The 19,381-nt window shown below is 71.7% G+C and carries 14 protein-coding genes and 1 pseudogene; 9 read left to right on the top strand and 6 right to left on the bottom strand.

The window, feature by feature from the left end:
- Positions 1-162: 162 nt before the first annotated feature.
- The 4 genes from IE97_RS0112910 to IE97_RS0112895 all read left to right on the top strand — a co-directional run bounded on the left by IE97_RS0112910 (position 163) and on the right by IE97_RS0112895 (position 5,726).
- Positions 163-3,045 carry a beta-N-acetylglucosaminidase domain-containing protein gene (locus IE97_RS0112910; RefSeq protein ID WP_030237137.1) on the top strand — a complete coding sequence of 961 codons (2,883 nt, stop codon included), beginning with the start codon at positions 163-165 and terminating at the stop codon, positions 3,043-3,045.
- A gap of 112 nt (positions 3,046-3,157) precedes the next feature.
- Positions 3,158-3,691: a PadR family transcriptional regulator gene (locus IE97_RS0112905; protein ID WP_030237133.1), complete on the top strand. Its 534-nt coding sequence runs from the start codon at positions 3,158-3,160 to the stop codon at positions 3,689-3,691.
- Positions 3,688-4,374, top strand: coding sequence for an ABC transporter ATP-binding protein (locus IE97_RS0112900; protein WP_030237130.1), 687 nt, complete (start codon positions 3,688-3,690; stop codon positions 4,372-4,374). Before IE97_RS0112905 ends, IE97_RS0112900 begins: the two co-directional genes overlap by 4 nt.
- A complete protein-coding gene (locus IE97_RS0112895; protein ID WP_030237125.1) occupies positions 4,371-5,726 on the top strand; it encodes an FtsX-like permease family protein in 1,356 nt (451 codons plus the stop codon). The genes IE97_RS0112900 and IE97_RS0112895 overlap by 4 nt, the downstream gene beginning before the upstream one ends.
- A gap of 96 nt (positions 5,727-5,822) precedes the next feature.
- On the opposite strand, the gene IE97_RS0112890 is transcribed toward IE97_RS0112895, so the two are convergent.
- Positions 5,823-6,359 carry an HNH endonuclease gene (locus tag IE97_RS0112890; RefSeq protein ID WP_030237121.1) on the bottom strand — a complete coding sequence of 179 codons (537 nt, stop codon included), beginning with the start codon at positions 6,357-6,359 and terminating at the stop codon, positions 5,823-5,825.
- 320 nt (positions 6,360-6,679) lie between these two features.
- On the opposite strand from IE97_RS0112890, the gene IE97_RS0112885 reads away from it, so the two are divergent.
- The 3 genes from IE97_RS0112885 (at position 6,680) to IE97_RS43610 (ending at position 10,911) form a co-directional block, all read left to right on the top strand.
- Positions 6,680-7,789, top strand: coding sequence for a mechanosensitive ion channel family protein (locus IE97_RS0112885; RefSeq protein WP_030237118.1), 1,110 nt, complete (start codon positions 6,680-6,682; stop codon positions 7,787-7,789).
- Positions 7,790-8,113: 324 nt separating this feature from the next.
- The gene (locus IE97_RS0112880; protein ID WP_030237116.1) at positions 8,114-9,508 is read left to right on the top strand and encodes a prolyl oligopeptidase family serine peptidase; all 1,395 of its coding nucleotides are present in this window, start codon (positions 8,114-8,116) and stop codon (positions 9,506-9,508) included.
- 74 nt (positions 9,509-9,582) lie between these two features.
- The gene (locus tag IE97_RS43610) at positions 9,583-10,911 is read left to right on the top strand and encodes a discoidin domain-containing protein (protein ID WP_420706079.1); all 1,329 of its coding nucleotides are present in this window, start codon (positions 9,583-9,585) and stop codon (positions 10,909-10,911) included.
- Positions 10,912-11,102: 191 nt separating this feature from the next.
- Here IE97_RS43610 and IE97_RS42890 read toward each other — a convergent pair.
- Positions 11,103-11,737 (bottom strand): annotated as a pseudogene (locus IE97_RS42890) (haloacid dehalogenase type II).
- 473 nt (positions 11,738-12,210) lie between these two features.
- On the opposite strand from IE97_RS42890, the gene IE97_RS0112865 reads away from it, so the two are divergent.
- On the top strand, positions 12,211-12,714 hold the full coding sequence (locus IE97_RS0112865; RefSeq protein WP_051704940.1) for an ATP-binding protein: 504 nt from the start codon (positions 12,211-12,213) through the stop codon (positions 12,712-12,714).
- A 38-nt stretch (positions 12,715-12,752) separates the two neighbouring features.
- Here IE97_RS0112865 and IE97_RS0112860 read toward each other — a convergent pair whose 3' ends face one another.
- The 4 genes from IE97_RS0112860 to IE97_RS0112845 all read right to left on the bottom strand — a co-directional run bounded on the left by IE97_RS0112860 (position 12,753) and on the right by IE97_RS0112845 (position 17,332).
- Positions 12,753-14,594, bottom strand: a complete 1,842-nt coding sequence (locus tag IE97_RS0112860; protein WP_030237104.1) for a cation acetate symporter — start codon at positions 14,592-14,594, stop codon at positions 12,753-12,755.
- Positions 14,595-14,607: 13 nt separating this feature from the next.
- On the bottom strand, positions 14,608-15,039 hold the full coding sequence (locus IE97_RS38435) for a hypothetical protein (protein WP_051704939.1): 432 nt from the start codon (positions 15,037-15,039) through the stop codon (positions 14,608-14,610).
- A complete protein-coding gene (locus tag IE97_RS0112850) occupies positions 15,036-15,983 on the bottom strand; it encodes a LytR/AlgR family response regulator transcription factor (protein WP_078603205.1) in 948 nt (315 codons plus the stop codon). Before IE97_RS0112850 ends, IE97_RS38435 begins: the two co-directional genes overlap by 4 nt.
- 80 nt (positions 15,984-16,063) lie before the next feature.
- Positions 16,064-17,332, bottom strand: coding sequence for a sensor histidine kinase (locus tag IE97_RS0112845; RefSeq protein ID WP_030237090.1), 1,269 nt, complete (start codon positions 17,330-17,332; stop codon positions 16,064-16,066).
- Between the two features lie 384 nt (positions 17,333-17,716).
- Here IE97_RS0112845 and ettA point away from each other — a divergent pair, with 384 nt between their 5' ends.
- Positions 17,717-19,381: an energy-dependent translational throttle protein EttA gene (ettA, locus tag IE97_RS0112840; RefSeq protein ID WP_030237088.1), complete on the top strand. Its 1,665-nt coding sequence runs from the start codon at positions 17,717-17,719 to the stop codon at positions 19,379-19,381.

The raw sequence follows: 19,381 nt of genomic DNA, 5'->3' as shown, positions 1-19,381 counted from the left end.
TGTCAGACGCCCCAGGCAGAACATCGTGCTCCTGGTCACATTTCGCGTGCCACCACTCCTTCCAGGTTCCGGCAATTCGGTCACAATGGCCACTCTCGTTGACACCCGCACCGGGCGGGTGGTGGGCTCGTTCTCCCGGTCGAACACATCAGGAGGGGGCCTGTGGGACTGAGGCGTGGGAAGCGGACAGCGGCTCTCGCGGTCGCCCTCGTCGCCGGAAGCCTCGGCATCCCGCCCACCGCGGTGGCTGCCCCGCCCGCCCCGGACACCACCGCGACACCCGCGCCCGACACCGCCGGGCCGCGGCTTTCCGTCTGGCCGCGACCGCAGTCCCTGCGCGGGAACGGCGCCCCGGTGGCGGTGCCGGACGAGGTCGCCCTGATCACCGACGCCGGAGCCGACCGGTACGCCGTCGAGGCGCTGCGCGAGGTGCTGCGGCAGGCCGGGGCCCGCCGGATCACCGACTCCGCCGAGGCACGGCCAGGGGCCCTGACCGTGCGCGCCCGGACCCAACCGGCCCGGCCCGGCGACCGCCATGCCCTCCCCACCGGGGGTTACGAACTCCTGGTCGCCGGGGACGGCATCTCCCTGACCGGCACCGGGGAGGACGGCCTCTTCCACGCCGTGCAGACGCTGCGGCAGCTCGTGCGCCCCGGCGGCACCATCGCCGCGGCTGTCGTGCGCGACTGGCCCGGCACCGCCGTCCGCGGCATCACCGAGGGCTTCTACGGCACCGCGTGGACGCACCGGCAGCGGCTCGGGCAGCTCGACTTCATGGGGCGCACCAAGCAGAACCGTTACCTGTACGCCCCCGGTGACGACCTCTACCGGCAGGCCCGCTGGCGGGAGCCGTACCCGGCGCGGCAGCGGGCCGAGTTCCGGGAGCTGGCCGAGCGGGCTCGCCGCAACCACGTCACCCTCGGGTGGGCGGTGGCTCCGGGCCAGGCGATGTGCTTCGCGTCGGACGCCGACGTGCGTGCGCTGGCCCGCAAGCTCGACGCGATGTGGGCGCTGGGCTTCCGGGCCTTCCAGCTCCAGTTCCAGGACGTCAGCTACAGCGAGTGGCACTGCGAGGCGGACGCCGACCGGTTCGGCTCCGGGCCGCGGGCCGCCGCACGGGCCCAGGCCCGGGTGGCGAACGCGGTGGCCCGGCACCTGGCGGACCGGCACCCCGGCGCCCCCGCGCTGTCGCTGATGCCCACCGAGTACTACGAGGACGGCACGACCGACTACCGGCGGGCTCTCGCGCACGCGCTGAACGCGGGCGTCGAGGTGGCCTGGACGGGCGTCGGGGTGGTGCCCCGCACCATCACGGGCGGTGAACTGGCCGACGCGCGGGAGGCGCTCCGGCACCCGCTGGTCACGATGGACAACTACCCGGTCAACGACTACGACCCCGGCCGCATCTTCCTCGGCCCCTACCAGGGCCGCGAACCGGCCGTGGCCACCGGCTCGGCCGCCCTGCTCGCCAACGCGATGCAACAGCCGGAGGCGTCCCGCATCCCGCTGTTCACCACCGCCGACTACGCCTGGAACCCCCGCGCCTACAACCCCGACGAGTCCTGGCGCGCCGCCGTCACCGACCTCGCGGACGGCGACCGGAGCCGCGAGGAGGCCCTGTCCGCGCTCGCCGGGAACGACGCGTCGTCGGTCCTCGGCGGCGAGGAGTCCGCGTATCTGAGGCCGTTGGTGGAGGCGTACTGGCGGTCTCGTGCGGCGAGTGGCGAGGGGACGGGCGGTGACGCCGCGCGGCGGTTGCGGGACGCGTTCGGGGTGCTGCGTGAGTTGCCCCGGCGGCTTTCGGGCACCGGCCTCGCCTCCGAGGTCGACCCCTGGGCGGAGCAGCTGGCGCGCTACGGCGAGGTCGGCACGGTCGCCCTCGACATGCTGGACGCGCAGCGCGCCGGTGACACGGCGGCGGCCTGGACGGCGTATCGCAGGCTCGGCACTCTGCGCGCCCGGCTGGAGCCGGCCCCGGTCGAGGTCGGCACGGACGTGCTGGCCCCCTTCCTGCGGCGGGCGCAGAAGGCGTACGCGGCCTGGTCGGGCATCGACCGCGAGCCGCCCCCGAACCCCGGCGACCCGGGCGGCCGCACCCTCCGCTTCCCGCGCCCCCGGGCCCTGAACGCCGTGACGGTCCTCGCCGACCCCGGCACCGAGGGCAGGGTGGAGCTGCACGTGCCGGGTCAGGGCTGGCGGGCGATCGGCGGGCTGTCCGCGTCGGGCGCGACCGAGGTGCGCGTAGCGGGTGAGACGCTCGGCCGGCAGCAGGCGGACGCCGTCCGGGTCACCGGCCCCGCGCCCTCCCGCGTACGCCACCTGGTCCCCTGGTTCACGGACTCCCCCGCCACCTCCCTGACGCTGACGCGCGACCTCCTGGACGCCGAGAACGGCAAGGCGGAGCGGCTGACGGCCGGCCTGGGCTCGCTGCGCCCCGCCGACGCCCGCGGCAGGCTCACCGTCGAGGCGCCCGAGGGCGTCCGGGTGCGGGTGCCCACGAGCGAGCTGACGGTGCCGCGCGGCACGACGGTGGAGGTCCCGGTCGAGGTGACCGTGGAGCGCGGTTCGCCGCGACGGTCGTACGACATCCGGCTGGGGTTCGCGGGAGCGACCCGCACGCTCACCGTCCGTGCTTTCCCGCCCACCGGCGGAGCCGACCTCGCCCGCACCGGCACGGCGCGCTCCTCGGGCGACGAGACGCCCGACTTCCCCGCGTCGGCGGCGAACGACGGCGACCCGGACACCCGCTGGTCGTCCCCGGTCGACGACGACGCCTGGTGGCAGGTGGAGCTGCCCCGCCCGGCCCGGCTCGGGCAGGTCGTGCTGCGCTGGCAGGACGCCCACCCCTCGGCGTACCGCGTCCAGGTCTCGCCGGACGGCCGCCGCTGGCGGACGGCGGCGTCGGTGCGGGACGGCCGGGGCGGTGCCGAGAGCGTCCGCATGGACGAGCGGGACGTGCGCTTCGTACGGGTGCAGGGCGAGAAGCGGGCCACGCCGTACGGGTATTCGCTGTGGTCGGTGGAGGCGTACGCCGTCACGGAGTGAGCTCCTCCCGGCTCCCGCCGGGAACGCTTCCCCCTTGGTCTCCTCTCCTCTCTCGTCCTCTCTCGGTGATCACTATGTACTCAGTACATGTACTCAGTGCATAATGAACGCCATGAGCACCCGCCACATTCTGCTGGGCCTGCTCGCCTCGGGGCCGAGCCATGGCTACGACCTCAAGCGACGCCACGACGAACGCTTCCCCCAGGCCCGGCCCCTGGCCTACGGGCAGGTCTACACGACACTCCAGCGCCTGGTCCGGGACGGCCTCGCCGAGGTCGAGGGCACCGACTCGGACGGCGGCCCGGAGCGGACGATGTACCGCGCGACCGGCGACGGAACGCACGAACTGTCCCGGTGGACCGCCGAGATCGCGCCGCCCGCGCCCTTCGTGGCGAACGAGATCTTCGCCAAGGTCGTGGTCGCGATCCTCTCGGACGGCGACCCGGCCGCGTATCTGAGCGCCCAGCGTGCCGCCCACATGGAGCGGATGCGGGAGCTCACGGCGGTCAAGGCCGCCAAGGGCGCGGACCTGGCGACCGTGCTCTCGGCGGACTACGCCCTCAACCACCTCGACGCCGACCTCCGCTGGATGAACACCACAGCGGCCCGGCTGACCACACTGACCGCGGAGGTCGACGCAGTATGAGCAAACCCGTGCCCCTTCTCTCGGCGAGCGGCCTCACCAAGGCGCACGGCAGGACGCCCGCACTGCGCGGCGCCTCCGTCGAGCTGCACGCGGGCGAGATCCTCGCGGTGACCGGCGCGAGCGGCAGCGGCAAGTCGACGCTGCTGCACTGTCTGGCCGGGATCGTCCGTCCGGACGAGGGTTCGGTGACGTACGACGGGCGGCGCCTCACGGACCTGCCCGAGAAGCGACTGAGCGAGCTGCGGCGTACCGAGTTCGGTGTGGTGTTCCAGTTCGGGCAGCTCATCCCCGAGCTGACGGCCCTGGACAACGTCGCCCTGCCGCTGCTGCTGGCCGGCACCGACCGCACCGCGGCCCGGGCCCGGGCCGCCGAGTGGCTGGAGCGGTTCGGCGTGCGCGGGCAGCAGGATCTGCGGCCGGGCGAGATGAGCGGCGGCCAGGCCCAGCGGGCCGCGCTGGCCCGGGCCCTGGCCACCGGACCGAGGGTGGTCTTCGCGGACGAGCCGACGGGGGCGCTGGACTCACTGTCCGGGGAGCAGGTCATGACGGCCCTGGTCCACACGGCCCGCGAGACGGGCACCGCGGTCCTGCTGATCACCCACGACGCCCAGGTGGCGGCGTACGCGGACCGCGAGGTCCAGCTCCGGGACGGTGCCGTGGCGCCGCTGGGGGTGACGGCATGAGCTCCCTGCGTTCCGATCTGCGCCTCGCCTGGGAACTCACCCGTGGCTCCGATCGCGGGGAGTGGTGGCGGATCACGCTGACGGCGACGGGCGCCGCACTGGCGACGGGGTTCGCGCTGGCAGCCGTCGCCCTGGCCTCCCTGCGGGGTGGCCACCAGGTGCCCGTCGCCGCGGGCCTGCTGGACGAGCCCGGCACGCGGTCCGGCGTGATCGTCGGCCTGCTGCTCCTGCTCGTGCCCGTGCTGGGGTTCCTCGGCCAGTGCACCCGGATCGGTGCTGTGCACCGGGACCGGCGGCTGGCCGGGCTGCGGCTGGCCGGGGCAACGCCCTGGCAGGTGCGTCGCATCGCGGCGCTGGAGACCGGGCTGGCCTGTCTGCTGGGCTCGGCGGTCGCCACCGTCCTCTCGGTGCTGCTCCTGCTGCGGCAGTGGGACCGGCCGACCGCCCTGGCCTGGGTGGGGATCGCCCTGGCCGCCTTCGCCGTACCGGTGCTGGGCGCGGCGGCGGGCGCCCTGGCGCTGCGCCGGGTCGTGACCTCCCCGCTCGGCTGGGTGCGCCGGGTCGGGGCACGGGGCGGACGAGGGCCCGGGCTGCTGTTCCTGGCCGGGGTGCTGCTCGTCGCAATACTGGCGCTGCTGACCGTGGTCACCACGTCCACGGCCGCCCCCAACCGGCCGAACGGCAGGGTGCCGCTGACGATGATGGGCGTGGTCCTCGCGGTCGGCGCGGGCGCGGTGTGGCTCTCCGGGGCCACCGCGAAGGCGACCGGGCGCATCCTCGCGGTCCGGGCCCGGTCGGCGGCGACGCTGATCGCGGCGGAACGGCTGCGCGACGACCCTTGGTCGGCCGCCCGCACGCATGCGGCGGTGCTGCTGGTGACAGTCGTGGGCACCAGCTTCCTGGGCATCCGGCAGGTGCTGAGCGACGTGCTGCACAGCACGCGGCACCTCGCCGAGCCCGCGTCCTACTACACCACCGGCCTCGACCTCACCGGCGCCGCCATCGTCGTCGCCTTCGCGATCACCCTGTCAAGCCTCGCAGTCGGCACCGCCGAGTCCCTGGCCACCCGCCGCCGGGGCCTGGCCGCGCAGACCGCCGCCGGGGGGCCGCGCACGGTGCTCGGCCGGGCCCTGTTGCTGGAGACCGCGCTGCCACTCGCCCCCGCCGTGCTGCTCTCGGGCCTGGGCGGGATGACCATAGGCACCGGGTACGCCCTGCTCTACGACCGGCCGGTGCCCTGGGCGATCGCCCTGGCGCCCGTCGCCGTCTACGCCGCCTGCCTGCTGGCCGCCGCCACCTCACTGCCCCTGCTGCGCCGCTCGGTACGCCCGGGCGAGCTGCGGTACGCGTAAGTGCCCTGTCGATGACGGGCCGGCCCGGGGGGAACGGGGGTTTCCCGGGCCGGTCGGCCGGCCGCGCACGCGGCAATGCGAAGGCCCGGATCCTCGTCAGGCGGAAATGCCGTCGATCCGGGCCAAGGCGTCATCCGCGCCGTACGGCTGCAAGTACGGCAGCCAGCGCGGATCCCTATGGCCGGTCCCGATGATGCGCCAGGCCAGACCGGTGGGCGGAGCGGGTTTGTGGCGCAGCCGCCAGCCGATCTCGACGAGGTGCCGGTCGGCCTTCACATGGTTGCAGCGGCGGCAGGACGCCACCACGTTGTCCCAGACGTGCTTGCCCCCGCGGCTGCGCGGGATGACGTGGTCGACGCTGGTTGCGACGCCACCGCAGTACATGCACCGGCCCCCGTCGCGGGCGAACAGCGCCCGGCGGGTCAGAGGAACGGGCCCCCGATAGGGAACCCGGACGAATCGCTTGAGCCGGACCACGCTGGGTGCGGGGACTGTGACGGTCGCGCTGTGCAGATAGGCGCCGGACTCCTCGAGGCATACGGCCTTGTTCTCGAGGACGAGGACGAGCGCGCGGCGGAGCGGTACGACACCTAGCGGCTCGTACGACGCGTTGAGGACCAGGACATGCGGCACGGATGCCTCCTTGGACGCCGGCGGCGCGTGGCTCGCGCCGGGACGATTCGTAGCCAGTCTCCCCTCATGCCTGGTGGAAGCGCCACCATGTCCCCGTAACGGGCTGGGAGTGTTTTCGACCACATCCGATTCATCCCCCGGATGGTGGCCGGTTCAAGCCCAGGTGAGCATGGTCTCTCCTTCACACATCCGGCAAGAGCACACACAATGCCCCGTTAGTGTGGTGGTTCTGCCCCTTCGGTGACCCATCCGTGACCTTGACCCCCGCAGGGCCACCGCACCGGGGCAGACCGCTGCACCTGGAGGTACCCGCCGTGTCCATGTCCCCTGCGGACGCCGTCCTGCTCGCCGCCGGTCCGTCGCCGTCGCCGTCGCCGACTCCCTCGGACACACAGACCCCGAGAGTCCCCTCGCTCCAGGACGCCCAGGAGAAGGCGACGAACGCCGCCGGCTGGGTCGAGCAGAACTGGTCGACATGGCTCGCGATCGGCCTGCGGGTCCTGCTCATCGTGGTGATAGCGGCCGTACTGAGGGTCGTCGTCCGGCGTGCGATCACCAAGCTGATAGACCGCATGAACCGGAACGTCCAGTCCGCGGACGGCAGCGCGCTCGGGGGGCTGCTGGTCAACTACGAACGCCGTCGTCAGCGCTCGCAGGCCATCGGCTCGGTGCTGCGCTCGGTGGCGTCGTTCCTGATCATGGGCACGGCCGCGCTGATGATCCTGGGCACCTTCCAGATCAATCTGGCCCCGTTGCTCGCCTCGGCCGGTGTCGCCGGTGTGGCGATCGGTTTCGGCGCCCGCAACCTGGTCACGGACTTCCTCTCCGGCGTTTTCATGATCCTGGAGGACCAGTACGGCGTCGGCGACACGATCGACGCGGGCGTCGCCTCCGGCGAGGTGATCGAGGTCGGCCTGCGCGTGACCAAGCTGCGCGGCGACAACGGCGAGATCTGGTACGTCCGCAATGGCGAGGTCAAACGCATCGGCAACCTCTCCCAGGGCTGGGCCACCGCCAACGTCGACGTCACGGTCCACTCCGGCGAGGACCTGGACAGGGTGAAGGCCACGCTCGACGAGGTCGCCGGGAAGATGAGCGCCGAGGAGCCCTGGAACGAGCTGCTGTGGGGCCCGATCGAGGTCCTCGGCCTGGACAGCGTGCTGCTGGACTCCATGGTCGTGCGCGTCTCGGCCAAGACGATGCCCGGCAAGTCCCTGACCGTCGAGCGCGAGCTGCGCTGGCGCATCAAGCGGGCGTTCGACGCGGCGGACATCCGGATCGTGGGCGGCGCCACGGCCCCGGTCGAGGAGCAGCCCGCCGACCCGACGGCGGGGATGGCGCCCCCGTCGGCGTACGCGAACGCGACGTCACCGCAGTCGGCGGCCGCGTCCCCGCTCGCTCCGCCCGCGCCGACGAGCACCACGAAGTAGCCGACGAGCACCACGAAGTAACGGCCCTGCGGAGGGCGGCATCCGGTCTGCCGGGTGCCGCCCTTTCCCATGCGTACTCGCCCTCCCCACACCCTCTGTGGCGCACCCGCCGGCATTGATGCGCTTATCGCATGGACAGATCTCGGTTTGCCGCTGGACGCCGATCCGCCGATGCTCCGAAACTCTCGCGTAACACCTCGGCCCGCACCCGCCCAGCTCCCGCCCGCCGCCGAGGCCGTCCCCGAGGACGCGAGCACCGCCATGCTCCGCAGGGGTCCGTCCCTCCCTCCGCCTGAAGGCGGGGGTATCCACGGAGGAATACCGATGAAAGCGATCAGCAGACGCACGGCGCTCACCGTCACCGCGGGTGCGCTCGCGGCGCCGGCTCTGACCACGGCACCCGCCGCTGCCGCCGGCACCACGGCAGGCACATCCGAAGGACGCCGAGCGGCCTTCGCACGCAACCCGGTCCTGCGAACGGACCTGGTCACCCGGGTCACACCGAGGAACAACTGGCTGGTGACAGCCGTGGCCCTCCAGTACGCACACCGCATCGACTTACCCGGCGGAGTGGTCCCGCCCTCCGCCTTCCAGGTGAAGGCCACCGTGGGCGGGCAGACAGCGGCTCGAACGGTGACCCGGGTGTACTCCAGCACCACGGCCGAAGTGGACGACCGCTCTCGCCCCGGACGGCCCGGAGACCGGCTGATCATCGAACTCGACCCGAACGACTCCAACGCGCGGGCCGCCGGCACCGACCCCCTTCCGCTCGACCGCGCCTACTCCGTCACACAGCTCGCGGACGTGCACGCCCCGAACGGTGAACCGGTGCTCGTGGCCGGCCCGTTCGCGAGCCGGAACGACGACGTCATCACCCCCGTGGCCGACGACTTCACCGCCGGTTCCTTCACCGACTCCACGGGCTTCGCTCTGAACTTCCGGCTCTACCGGCCCGCGGGCTTCGTACGGAACCCGCGGACCCGCACGCGATACCCGCTCGTCGTCACCCTGCACGGCGGTGGCGAGGTCGCGGACAACAACATGACCCAGCTCACCTCCAACCGGATCGCTGTCACCTTCGCCAAGCCGGAACGACAGCGCCGCGACCCCGCGTTCGTCCTCGCCCCGCAGATCCCCCTGCCCCGTCCCATGGACGGACCCGACGGCACGGACTGGACCGACGCCAGGGTCCAGGGCGCGCTGATCGAACTCATCGACACCTTCGTACGCGAGCACACCCGGAACGTGGACACGGACCGGCTCTACCTCGTCGGACTGTCCTCCGGCGGACGCGGCATCTACAGCCTGCTGGCGAAGCGGCCCGCCCAGTTCGCGGCCGCCCTGCCCACGGCAGGCTGGGGCGACCCGGCCGCGATGGAAAAGATCACGCACATCCCGATCTGGGCCGACCACTCCGTCGACGACCCGATCGTCCCCTACCGGGAGGGCCGGTTCGGCAAGCCCGGCACCTGGACCCTGATGAACGCGCTGGAAGCCGCCGGCGCACGGGTCAGCCGGGGGGAATGGGCCAACGACCTGCCGAAGGCACAGTTCGAGGCCCGGGCCCGGGCCCTGCTGAAGCAGGCCCGGGCCACGCGCAGCCACATCCTGTTCACGAGCTACACGCCCGGAACGACACCGGTGAACCCACACCTCTCCTGGGCCCAGACCTACGAGAACGACGTGGTCATCGACTGGCTCTTCGCCCAGTCCCGCTAGCCCTGCCGCCCTCACCTACGGGCGTACCTCGCTGTCCGGTCACCGCGCTCTCACCGCTACCCGGAGGTAAAGCAATGCGTCCATCCCGCCCCCCGACCGGCACGACCGCGCCGCCACGGACCCGGCCCCGTGCCGTGACGGCGCTGATCGCCCTGACGACCACCATCGGCCTGGCACTGACCCTGCTGACCGTCGCCGCCCCACCCGCGGCCGCCGCCGACTTACTGTCCCAAGGCCGGCCGGCGACCGCCTCGTCCACCGAGAAAGCGTCCACGCCCGCGTCGGCGGCCGTGGACGGCGACACCGGAACCCGCTGGTCGAGCACGTTCCGCGATCCGCAGTGGCTGACGGTCGACCTGGGCACCACCGCCACCATCAGCCGGGTCGTGCTGCGCTGGGAGGCCGCGTACGCCCGCGCCTTCCAGATCCAGACCTCCGACGACGGCACGGCCTGGACCACCATCCACTCGGCCACGGCCGGCACCGGCGGCGTGCAGACCCTCGACGTGAACGGCAACGGCCGGTACGTCCGCGTCCACGGCACCCAGCGCGGCACCGCCTTCGGCTACTCGCTGTGGGAGTTCCAGGTGTACGGCTCCCGCGGCACCCCTCCGGGCGATGGGATCCCCGACCCGTCGACGGCTTCCCTCGAGGCCGCGGCCGGGCCGCTGACCACCGCCACCTACACCGTCCCCGACCCGAGCGGATACGGCTCCGGCACGGTCACCTACCCGACGGCCGGCGGCCCGTACCCGGGTGTCGTCCTGATGCCGGGATACCAGGGCACCCAGCAGAACCTCCAGTGGCTCGCCCCCCGTCTCGCTTCCTGGGGCTTCGTCGTCCTCAACGTCGGAACCACCACGCTCACCGACGATCCCGCCTCACGCGGACGCCAGATCACGGCCGCCGGCACCCAGTTGCTCGCTCTGGGCAACGCCCCCGGCAACCCGGTCTCGGGGAAGGTCAACGGCACGCTGGGCGCGGTCGGGCACTCGATGGGCGGCGGTGGTGTCATGGCGGCCCTCCGGGACGACTCCCGATTCCGGGCGGGCGTGCCCACCGCCCCGTACTACCCGAGCGTGGACTTCTCCGGGGTCACCGACCCCACGTTCTTCCTGACCTGCCAGAGCGACCCCGTCGCCCACGGCAACAGCTACGCCGTGCCCTGGTACAACTCCATGGCGCAGGCCGAGAAGCTCTACATCGAGGTTCCGGGCGACCACCTGTGCCCGATGACGGGCTCCGGCAACAAGGCCAAGCAGGGCAAGTGGATCGTGTCGTTCCTCAGCTACTGGCTGCGAGCCGACACCCGCTTCACCCCGTTCCTGTGCGGCCCCGCACGTGAGGCCGACAAGAACGACACGTCCCTGGTCACCCGCTGGATGGACACCTGCCCGCTCTGACCGGCTCGCCGGGAGCGCCCCGTACGGCAGTACCGTGCGGGGCGGCCCCCTCGCAGCCCGACCAACCCGGCGCCGCGAGGCCACTTGACTTCGCGGTCACCGCTTGCTGCCCGGACCTGCTGCCGCGCGGACTGCCTGCTGCGACTCCACCGCCCCGCCCGGCACCAAGACGGCGAGGGTGCTGCGTGCCGTCAACTCCCCCCGCCCCCGTCACCGTCCGGGAACCACCCTTCACGGTCACGGCGCTGGACGACGTCGAGTTGTTCGGCCAAGTCATCCAGGTCGTCGGCGTGCGGATCGAACCGGTCCGAGGATGCGGGAGGGTCGCCAACGGGGCGAGCGACATAGGCGGTGCGCATGCCGATGCCCTGCGCTCCGCGCAGATCCCAGGCGTGGGCAGCGACGGCTTGTAAGTCCGTGCTTCTTCGGCGGACAACGCCTGGTGCCAGCGCGGTCCGGCGTGGGCGTTGAGCCCGAGGAGCGCCATCCGGCCAGCGTTGGAGAGGCCGATCAGCGGGAACCGTTCGGCGAGTCGGGCGAGCCCCGACACGGTGTCAGGCCACGGCGGGAGCTGACGACCTGAAAGCGCCAGTGCCGCTACGGCGGTCGGGTCTTCGACTCCGGCGGCACCGGCTACGAGCCGAGCGGCCTCCAGGTCCAGGACGTCGCTGGTGAGGTAGGGCCGGACGCCGTTGAGGATGCCACGCTGCTCGCGGGATATGTGTTCGACACGTTGCTTCGGGCGGGAGTGAACGAGGAACGTCCCACCGATGCAGAGTGGTGGGCGAACAGCGCAGCTGGACACTGAGGCAGGCGGAAGATCCACTCTGAGAGTCGGGCTGACGCCGACTGGGTGACGATCAGGATCGGCCAGGAGTGCGGTATGGGCGAGGCGCAGCGAGGCGGTCAGTCCTGCGCTGAGGAGTAGGAGCGGAGCAAACCCTCGACCGGTGCCACCGAATGATCATCGCCGGCCCGCCCCTGGGCCGTGTGAGGGCGCCCGAGGTCGGCCGCCGACGCTGTGGCATGGGCGATAGGGCACGTGTCGGCCCGAGCACAACGCGCCGGGCCGACCACGAGACACGTCGTTCGTCGTCCACGGCTACCGTTCGGCGCACGTGCCGGTCCGTTCGTCGCATGGAGGTGTCCGTTCGGCATGCCCGGGGTTCCGGAGGGGGACACAGGCCGCCGCGATCGGTGTAGACACAAAGCACGAACCGAACTGAGCAGACCTCCATCTCGAAAACAGTTGGCGCAGAAACTCCTAGGCCGACCGCCGCTGCAGGGAAGGACCCCGTCATGTCCACCACCATCGCAGCCGAACCGGTGTCCTGGCCGTCCGCGCCGGCCGCCGCTGCCTGGGGCAAACAGTCGGTCCCCACCCGCGTCGGTCTCGCCCTGGCCGCCGATCCGGAACACATCTCTACTGCCCGTCGGCAGGTCGCGGCCCATCTACGGTGCTGGGACCTGGACCACCTGGTGGACGACGCCACTCTGATCACCTCCGAGCTGGTGACCAACGCCGTGCTCTACGGCCTCGCCGAAACGATCATGGTGCACCTCGCCAAGTGCGGTACCGCCACGGACCCGCAGTTGCTGATCACCGTCACCGACGAGTGCCCGGCCGAGGCGATGCCCGAGGTGGCGTCCCCCGCGTCCTCGGACGAACACGGCCGCGGCCTGTACATCCTCCAGTGCCTGGCCAGCCGCTGGGGCACCGCCACCGGCCACGGCGGAAAGCTCGTCTGGGCCACACTGGCCGTCGACGCTCCCGAGCACGAGCCCGAAACCGGCGCCGCCTAGCGGACACGCTGGTCGGGGACCGGTGGATCGTCACGGCCTCACTTCCAGCGTCCGCGGTCACGGGCCGCCGAGTCCCGGCGGGGCAGCACCAGCCCCTCGGGCGCGTGGAGGCGGACGAGGATACGGGCGGTGCCGCGAGGGATGCTGCGCCGGGTCAGCAGGGAGGTCCCGATCATCACCGCGAAGGCGAGCGGCACACTCCAGGCCGCAGGGCGGCTCAGCAGGGCCCCCGGCCAGCCGCCGAACGGGTGGCCGACGATGGTGAGGGCCACCGCACCGATCGTGGCGCCCCCACCGACCAGCAGCCCCGCCACCGCACCCTGCGGAGTCAGGCCACGCCACCAGATGCCGAGCAACAGCAGCGGCCAGAACGACGAGGCGGCCACCGCGAACGCCAGCACGACCACATCCGCCACCGGACGGTGGACCACGGCCAGCGAGAGCAGGCACGGCACACCCGCGGCAGCCACTCCGGCGAGCCGCAGGCGCAGAATGTCCCCGCGGCCCTCCGCCCGGAGCGTGCCCCTCGCGTTCCCCCGGCGCGGTCCGGCGACCAGCGTGCGCCGACGCGCAAGCCGGGCTCTGATGTGTGCCCGCACATGGTCCAGCTCCTGACCGAGGACACCGGCGACCGAGACGGTCAGGCCGGAGGCCGTCGACAGAAACGCCGCGAACGCGCCCGCGGTGACCAGCGTGCCCAGCAACGTGCCGACGGTCCCGCCGACGAGTTGGGTGGGCAGCAGCAGCACGGACGCGTCGGTGCGGCCGGTCATGAGCAGCTCAGGGGTGTACAGGCGGCCCAGTGCCCCGTAGACCGGGGGCATCACATAGAAGGCGCCGAGCAGCCACAGGACGACCCACGTGGTGCGGCGGGCGGCCGCCCCGTCGGGATTGGTGTAGAAGCGCACGATCACATGGGGCAGCCCCATGGTGCCCAGCAAGGTGGCGAGCAGCAGCGAATACGTCCCGTACACGGGATGGCTGATCGCCGACAGCGGCTGGGACCAGTCATTGCCCTCCAGCGGCTCCTGCCCCACGGTGTGCGGGACGTCGGCTCCGGCGGGGAACTCCACCTCCGTCTCTTCGCCGATCCGGTGCTCCCCTTCGGCGAGCCGTACCGTCGTGTCGTCGAGTTGACGCCCTTCGAGGCTGCCGCTCACCGTCACGGTCACGGGTTCGTCCACCTCCACGCGCACGGCCTGCTGCACGGACACGGTCGTCGTCTCCCGGAACCGCGGCGGAGTGTCGGCACTCGGCCACGGGGCTCCGTCGGCACGCCAGGCCAGCAGCAGGAAGATCACGGGGATGGCGAGCGCGGTGAGCTTGAGCCAGTACTGGAAGGCCTGCACGAAGGTGACGCTGCGCATCCCGCCCGACGCGACGGTGATCATCACCACGGTGGTCACGACCACCGGACCCACCCACAGCGGGGCGGAGGTGACGGTACGCAGTGTCAGTCCGGCTCCCTGCAGTTGCGGCAGCATGTAAAGCCACCCGGTGAGCACCACCAGCAGCGCCGTCAGGCGGCGCACCCGAACGGACTCCAGACGCGCCTCGGCGAAGTCGGGGACGGTGTAGGCGCCGGAACGGCGCAGCGGGGCGGCGACGAAGGCCAGGAGCACCAGATATCCGGCGGTGTACCCGACGCCGAACCACAGCATGTCCGCGCCGTAGGCCAGCACCAGCCCGGCGACGCCGAGGAAGGAGGCGGCGGAGAGGTACTCGCCACCGATCGCCGAGGCGTTACGGAAGGGCGAGACGGCCCGCGAGGCGACGTAGAAGTCGGATGTGGCCCGTCCCGGGCGCAGTCCGTACACGCTGAACAGGGCCGTGGCGACGGACACCAGAGCGACGGCCGCGATGGCCTGCACGCTGTTCACGGGGCCGGGCCCCTCATGAGCGGTCGATCAGGTCGACGAAGTCACGCTCGTTCCTGCGGGCCTGGCGGACACAGACCAGGGCGAGCGTGAGGATCACCGGGTACACGGCCACGCCGATGACCAGCCACGTCACGGGGATTCCGGCCAGGCTCCCGTCCCGCAGGACGGGCGTCATGAGGAAGAGGTAGGGAAGGGAACCGAGGACAAGGGCGAGGGTTCCCACGACGGCGAGTCCGAGCCGGAGCTGGCTGCGCATCAGGGAGCGGAGGTAGATGTCGCCCAGCGGGGTCTGGCGGCCGAGATCGTCGTGGACCGGCGCGTGCCCGGTGGCCAGCTCCCCCCTGCCGAGGGCCGCCAGGGTCCTGGGGTGGGCCACCGTGACGCGGCGCGGAGGTGGCTCGCCGGTGCCCGGATCGCCGCGGGAGCGGTCCTGCCCCGCCGTCATGTGACACCGTCGCGGTGGTGGAAGGGACGCTGGATGAGCGGTCTGACGGTGCCGGGCAGCCCGCCGCCGTGCGCCGGCGGACCGGTGGTGGGTGTCGGCGTGCCCGTGGCGGGCGTCGGCGGACCGGTGGCTTTCGCCTCGGGACGGCGGGCCAGCGCCTGGCGCACCAGGGCGTCCCTGACCTGCCGGACGTGACGTCGACTGACCGGCAGCACCTGGTCACCGAGCCGCACACAGGTCTTCCCGGCCTCGATCCGAATCTCGCTCACCGCGTCGACGGCGACCAGGAAGCCTCGGTGAATGCGGATGAATCCCGCGTCGCGCCAGCCTTCCTCCAAGGCGGTGAGCGACGTCCGCACCAGGTGGGTGCCCGATGAGGAGTGCAGGCGCGCGTAGTCGCCCTGGGCCTCGGCGTAGAGCACCTCGCTGCGGCGCAGGAAGCGCGTCACTCCGCCCAGTTCCACGCAGATGACCTCGTCGGCGGGCGGCGCGGCGGCCTGCGCGGCTTCCTGCCGCGCGGTGCCATCGCCCTGCTCGCCCTGCTCGCCCGACTCCCCCGGCTCGCTCGGCTTCTCGTCCGCGACCCGGCGCACCGCCTCGGCCAGGCGTTGCGGGTCGACCGGTTTGAGCACGTAGTCGGCGGCGTGCAAGGAGAACGCGTCCACCGCGTAGTCCTCGTGCGCGGTCACGAACACGACCCGCGGCGGCTCGGCGAAGCGGGAGATCAGGCGGGCGATGGACACGCCGTCCAGGTCGGGCATGCCTATGTCGAGGAAGACGGCGTCGAGCGGCCGTCCCGCACCCAGGGTCCGATCGATGTCGAGGAGCGCCTCGGTGCCGTCGTTGGCCGTTCGCACCTCCGCCACGTGCGGGTCGCGACGGAGCAGATAGGCCAGTTCCTCCAGCGCCGGCTCCTCGTCGTCAACCGCGAGAACATGGAGCACACTGTGAGCGTAACCAGCGCCGCGCGGAGAGCGGAACCCTGATCGGATGCCCGATACACGCCGGATGTGCATGATTGCGGTCAGCTGTCGTCCGGCCCCTCCTGAACGGCGTGCGGATGGAACTTCGGCACCCGCACCCGCACCTTCGTTCCGGCACCCGGTGCGGTCTCCACCACCAGCCCGTAGGCGTCGCCGTAGACATGCCGGAGCCGGACATCGACGTTCCGCAGTCCGATGCCCGGCTCGCGGCGTCTGTCGGAGCCCGAGGGCACGTCGGCGAACGGCTTGGTCTCGCCCCTGAGTGTGTCCGCCAGCCGCTCGGGATCCATGCCCACACCGTCGTCCTCCACGGTGATGCGCGCCTCGTTGCCCACGTCCTGGGCCGTGATCCTCAGATGCCCCGGACCGGCGCGGCACTCCAGGCCGTGCCGCACCGCGTTCTCGACCAGGGGCTGCAGACACAGGTAGGGGACCACCACGGAGAGGACCTCCGGCGCCACTTGCAAGGACAGCTGAAGACGACCGCCGAAGCGGGCGCGCTCCAGGAGCAGATAGCGGTCGACGCAGCGCAGCTCCTCGGCGAGTGACGTGAAGTCACCGTGCCGGCGGAAGGAGTAGCGGGTGAACTCGGCGAACTCCAGCAGCAGCTCCCTGGCCCGCTCCGGGTCGGTGCGGACGAACGAGGCGATGACCGACAGCGAGTTGTAGATGAAGTGAGGCGAGATCTGGGCGCGCAGCGCGCGGGTCTCCGCCTCGGCCACCGCCGTGCGTGAGCGGTCGAGCTCGGCCAGCTCCAGCTGTGTCGACACCCAGCGAGCGACTTCGGTCGTGGCCCGGACCAGACCGGTGGTGGCGGAGGCTCCATAGACCGCCAGGGCGCCCTCCGGGCGGCCCGCGACGACCAGTGGCACCACCACGCCCTGCCGCAGCAGACAGTCCACGTCGTCACACGGTATGTCGTCAGGTCCCACGACCTCCGTACGACCGCTGGCCAAAGCGCTCCGGGCGTGCCCGGACACCGCCTCTTCGTGATCGTGTCCTGCCGCGGGCGCGAAGCCGTCCCAGGCCAGCACGGTGCCGGACGTGTCCGCCAGCATCAGCGCGGGAACACCGAGCAGCGCACGCAGATGCCGTCCGGCCCGCCGCGCCCCGTCCGGGTCCAGACTGGCCCGCAGCGGCGGAGCGGCCAGCGAGGCCGTGTGCAGCGTCTCGTACGTCGCCCGCTCCTGCGTGGTTCCCAGGAACTGCCGCTTGCGCGCCGAACGCAGCAGCAGGATGGTGGCAGCGACGATGAGCACCAGCGCTCCCACCAGGAGCAGTACGGCCGCGACGGCGGAATACCACGGCATGTCTGGACGGTACCGCGCGATGGGCGGTGCGGGCACGGGCAGAGCGGCCGGTGGTGAGCCGGGGAGCCGGAGTTGGCGTGTGCCGTTCACCGTGGGCGGGTGCTCGGCGTCGTCACCCTCTTCGTGCGTCGCTCACTGAGCGAGGGCGCGCAGCGGGCCGCGGGAGAACCGCGTCTCGGCCCTGCGTGTCATCGGGCTCATCGCCAGTCGCCACCGGGTTCTTCTACGCGTGGGTGTCGCCGCACCGGCGACGGCTGACGGTCCACATCCGAGAAAGACCAGGTCAGCCGCACCCGGCCAGACGCGTTTCCACCCAGGGGTGGCGGTACGGCAAGATGGGGTGTATCTGCCCACTGCCAGATTCAAGCTGCCGGACGGTTTCTCTTGGCTGAGTTCATTTACACCATGCGCAAGGCGCGCAAAGCGCACGGCGACAAGGTGATCCTCGACGACGTGACGACCAGCTTCCTGCCGGGGGCGAAGATCGGCGTCGTCGGCCCGAACGGCGCCGGCAAGTCGACGATCCTGAAGATCATGGCCGGCATCGAGCAGCCGTCCAACGGTGACGCCTTCCTCACGCCCGGTTACACGGTCGGCATCCTGCTCCAGGAGCCCCCGCTGACCGAGGACAAGACCGTCCTGGAGAACGTCCAGGAGGGTGTCGCCGGGATCAAGGGCAAGCTCGACCGGTTCAACGAGATCGCCGAGCAGATGGCGACCGACTACTCCGACGAGCTCATGGACGAGATGGGCAAGCTCCAGGAGGACCTCGACCACGCCAACGCGTGGGACCTGGACGCCCAGCTGGAGCAGGCCATGGACGCCCTGGGCTGCCCGCCCGGCGACTGGCCCGTCACCAACCTGTCCGGTGGTGAGCGCCGCCGCGTCGCGCTGTGCAAGCTACTGCTGGAGCAGCCCGACCTGCTGCTGCTCGACGAGCCCACCAACCACCTCGACGCCGAGTCGGTGAACTGGCTGGAGCAGCACCTGGCCAAGTACCCGGGCACCGTCGTCGCGGTCACCCACGACCGGTACTTCCTCGACAACGTCGCCCAGTGGATCTGCGAGGTCGACCGCGGTCGCCTCTACCCCTACGAGGGCAACTACTCGAAGTACCTGGAGACAAAGGCCGCCCGCCTCAAGGTCGAGGGCCAGAAGGACGCCAAGCGGCAGAAGCGGCTCAAGGAAGAGCTGGAGTGGGTGCGGTCCAACGCCAAGGGGCGGCAGGCCAAGTCCAAGGCGCGTCTGGCCCGGTACGAGGAGATGGCCGCCGAGGCCGACAAGATGCGGAAACTGGACTTCGAGGAGATCCAGATCCCGCCGGGCCCGCGTCTGGGCAATGTCGTCGTCGAGGTCAGCAACCTCACCAAGGGCTTCGGCGAGAAGCTGCTCATCGACGACCTCAGCTTCACGCTGCCGCGCAACGGCATCGTCGGCATCATCGGCCCGAACGGTGCCGGCAAGACCACCCTGTTCAAGATGATCCAGGGCATCGAGGAGCCGGACTCCGGCGCCATCAAGGTCGGCGACACCGTCAAGATCTCCTACGTCGACCAGAGCCGCGAGAACATCGACCCGAAGAAGACGCTCTGGGCCGTTGTCTCCGACGAGCTGGACTACATCAACGTGGGCCAGGTCGAGATGCCGAGCCGTGCCTACGTCTCCGCGTTCGGGTTCAAGGGCCCGGACCAGCAGAAGCCGGCCGGCGTGCTCTCCGGTGGTGAGCGCAACCGCCTGAACCTCGCGCTCACCCTCAAGCAGGGCGGCAACCTGCTGCTCCTCGACGAGCCCACCAACGACCTCGACGTCGAGACCCTCTCCAGCCTGGAGAACGCGCTGCTGGAGTTCCCCGGCTGCGCCGTGGTGGTCTCCCACGACCGGTGGTTCCTGGACCGCGTGGCCACGCACATCCTCGCCTACGAGGGCGAGTCCAAGTGGTTCTGGTTCGAGGGCAACTTCGAGTCGTACGAGAAGAACAAGGTCGAGCGGCTCGGCCCGGACGCGGCCCGTCCGCACCGCGCCACCTACAAGAAGCTGACCCGGGGCTGA

It is taken from the genome of Streptomyces sp. NRRL S-455 (assembly GCF_000717875.1).
GTDB lineage: Bacteria > Actinomycetota > Actinomycetes > Streptomycetales > Streptomycetaceae > Streptomyces.
Note: the sequence above shows the minus strand (reverse complement) of the source record. Positions and strands in the feature narration are given on the sequence as shown.